This window comes from Streptomyces sp. NPDC020983, assembly GCF_044333485.1.
In the GTDB taxonomy this organism is placed as follows: Bacteria; Actinomycetota; Actinomycetes; order Streptomycetales; family Streptomycetaceae; genus Actinacidiphila.
Map to the genome: position 1 here is coordinate 1 of NZ_JBIRRA010000037.1, position 3,416 is coordinate 3,416.

Genomic DNA, 3,416 nt, shown 5'->3' on the forward strand with positions numbered 1-3,416 from the left:
CGGGTGGACGTGGTGCAGCCCGCGTTGTGGGCGGTGATGGTGTCGCTGGCGGCGGTGTGGGAGGCGTACGGGGTGCGTCCGGCGGCGGTGGTGGGCCATTCGCAGGGCGAGATCGCCGCGGCCGTGGTGGCGGGCGCCCTCACCCTGGAGGACGGCGCCCGCGTCGTCGCCGTGCGCTCGCGCGCGCTGCGGGCGCTGTCCGGACGTGGCGCGATGGCTTCGCTGGCCCTCGGTCCCGAGGCCGCCGAGGCCGTGCTCGCCGGTCATCCGGACGTGGCGGTGGCGGCCGTCAACGGCCCTTCGTCCACGGTGGTCTCGGGCCCGCCGGAGGCGGTCGCGGAGGTCGTGGCGCAGGTCGGGGCGGACGGCGGAAGGGCCCGGCTGGTCGACGTCGACTACGCCTCGCACGGACCCCAGGTCGACGAGATCGCCGCCGAACTCACCGGTCTGCTCGGCACGGTCACTCCCGCCGGGACGACCGTGGCCTTCTACTCCTCCCTCACCGGCGGCCGTGTCGACACCGGCGACCTCGACACCGGCTACTGGGTGCGCAACCTGCGCCACCGCGTCCGCTTCGCCGACGCCGTCGGGGCCGCGCTGGCGGACGGTTACCGCGTCCTGGTCGAGTCGGGTCCGCATCCGGTGCTGGGTGCGGGGGTGCAGGAGACGGCCCAGGCGCTGGACCTCGCGGTGGCGACCGTGCCGACCCTGCTGCGTGACAAGGGCGGTGCGGACCAGCTCCTGCGGGCCCTGGCCCAGGCCTTCACCGCGGGTCTGACGGTGGACTGGAAGGCCTGGTACGGCGCCGAGCCCGGCGCCCCCGCCGCACCGACCGTCGACCTGCCCACGTACGCCTTCCAGCACCAGCCCTACTGGCTCAAGCCCGGCACCTGGCCCGGCGCCCGGGACGAGGCGGCCGGGGAGGACGAGGCCTTCTGGAACGCCGTCGAGTCCGGCGACCTCAGCGGTCTCGGAGCCGGGCTCGACACCGCCGCGGAGAACACCCGGCAGGCGCTGGACACCGCGCTCCCCGTCCTCGCGCAGTGGCGGCGCGGCACCCGCGAGCAGGGCCGGATCGACGCGTGGCGCTACGGCGCGGCCTGGTCCCCCGCCGAAGGGCTCGGCGCCGCGCCGCGGCTCGCCGGGCGGTGGCTCCTCGTGGTGCCGGACAGGCTCGCCGGGGACCCCGCCGTCGGGACCGCCACCCGCGCCCTCGACGGCCACGGCGCGGCCTGCACCCTGCTGGCCCTGGCGCCCGGGGAGCTGGAGCGCGGCGTGCTGACCGCCCTGCTGCGCGACGCGCTGACCACCGGCACCGCCGTCACCGGCGTGGTCAGCCTGCTGGGGCTCGACGAGGAGCCGCACCCGCGCCACCCCCACCTGCCGGCCGGGCTCGCCTCGACGCTCGGGCTCGTCCAGGCGCTGGACGACGCGGACTTCGGCGGCCGGCTGTGGGGCGTGACCCGCGGCGCCGTGTCCGCCGGGGAAGGCGGCGCCGAGGTGAGCCCCGCACAGGCACAGGTGTGGGGGCTGGGCCGTGTCGTGGCGCTGGAGTACCCGCGGCTGTGGGGCGGGCTCGTCGACCTGCCGGGCACGGACGGCGACGCGACGGCCCGGCTGCTCGCGGCCGTTCTCGCGCAGGACGGCGTGGGCGGCCCGGACGGCGAGGACCAGGTCGCGCTGCGCGCGCGGGGCCCGCTGGCACGGCGGCTGCGCCCGCTGCCCGCGACGCCGCCCGGTCCGGAGTGGCGGACCGGCGGCACGGCCCTGGTCACCGGCGGAACCGGCGGGATCGGCGGCCGCGTCGCCCGCTGGCTCGTGGAGCGCGGCGCCCGGCACGTCGTGGTGGCCGGCCGGCGCGGCGCCGACGCCCCCGGCAGCCAGGCCCTCGCCGCCGAACTGGCCGAGCTGGGCGCCACCGTGGACATCGCGGCCTGCGACGTCGCCGACCGCGGTCAGGTGGCCGCGCTGCTCGCCCGCGTCCCCGCCCGGCACCCGCTGCGCGCCGTCTTCCACGCGGCGGGCGTCGGGGACTACACCCCCGTGCGGGACCTGGACGGCGACCGGCTGGCGCAGGTCGCCGCGGGCAAGGCGGGCGGCGCGCGGTGGCTCGACGAGCTGACGCGCGGCCTGGACCTCGACGCCTTCGTCCTGTTCTCCTCCGGCGCATCCAGCTGGGGCAGCGGCCAGCAGGGCGCCTACGCCGCCGCCAACGCCTACCTCGACGCCCTCGCCGAGCGGCGCCGCGCCGCGGGCCTCCCGGCGCTGTCCGTCGCGTGGGGCCCGTGGGGCGAGGCGGGCATGGCCGCCGACGACGCCGTGACCGCCTTCTTCCGCGACCGCGGCCTCACCGCCATGCCGTCCGGCCTCGCCCTGCGCGTGCTGGGCCAGGCCCTGGGCCGCGGCGAGACCGTGCTGACCGTCGCCGATTTCGACTGGCCGCGCTTCGCGGCGACCTTCCACGGGCAGCGCGCCGGCCGGCTGCTCGCCGAGATCCCGCAGGCCGCTTCGGAGCCCGGGCAGGCCACCGCCGGCGAGAGCCCGCTGCGCCGCCGGCTGGCCGCAGCGGCGGCGGGGCAGCGCGAGCAGATCCTCGTCCAGCACATCCGCGCGCTGGCCGCCGGGGTGCTCGGGCACCCGGGGCCCGACGCGGTCTCCGCGACCGCGCCCTTCTTCGAGCTGGGCTTCGACTCCCTCACGGCCGTCGAACTGCGCAACAAGCTCGGCACCTCGCTCGCGATGTCCCTGCCCACCACGCTGATCTTCGACCACCCCACGGCCGGCGCCCTGGCCCGCCACCTGCTGGCCGAGATCTCCGGCGGCGCGGAGACCGCCGCTGTCCCGGCCGCCCTGCCGGCGCAGCCCGCCGGGTCCCCGGACGAGCCCATCGCGATCGTCGGCATGGCCTGCCGCTACCCGGGCGGGGCCACCAGCCCCGAAGCGCTGTGGGAACTCGTCGCCGAGGGCCGGGACGCGATGACGCCCTTCCCCGCCGACCGCGGCTGGCGCCTGGAGACGCTCTACGACCCCGACCCGGACCGCCCCGGGACCAGCTACGTCCTGGAGGGCGGATTCCTGGCGGACGCCGGGGAGTTCGACGCGGACTTCTTCGGCATCTCGCCGCGCGAGGCGGTCGGCATGGACCCGCAGCAGCGGCTGCTGCTGGAGACCGCGTGGGAGACCTTCGAGCGTGCCGGGATCGACCACGCCTCGCTGAAGGGCACCGACACCGGCGTCTACGTCGGGGCGACGATCTTCGACTACCTGTCGATCATCGGGCTCTCCAGCGCCGACATGGAGGGCTACACGGGCACCGGGAATCTGGGGTGTGTGGTGTCGGGGCGTGTGTCGTACGTGTTGGGGTTGGAGGGTCCTGCGGTGACGGTGGACACGGGGTGTTCGTCGTCGTTGGTGGC

The 3,416-nt window shown here is 77.2% G+C and carries 1 protein-coding gene; it reads left to right on the plus strand.

Features of this window, described 5'->3' with window-relative positions; translation table 11 throughout:
- Positions 1 to 3,416: SDR family NAD(P)-dependent oxidoreductase (locus tag ACH4SE_RS36400; RefSeq protein WP_398547876.1), on the plus strand; the 3,416-nt coding region annotated here is incomplete at both ends.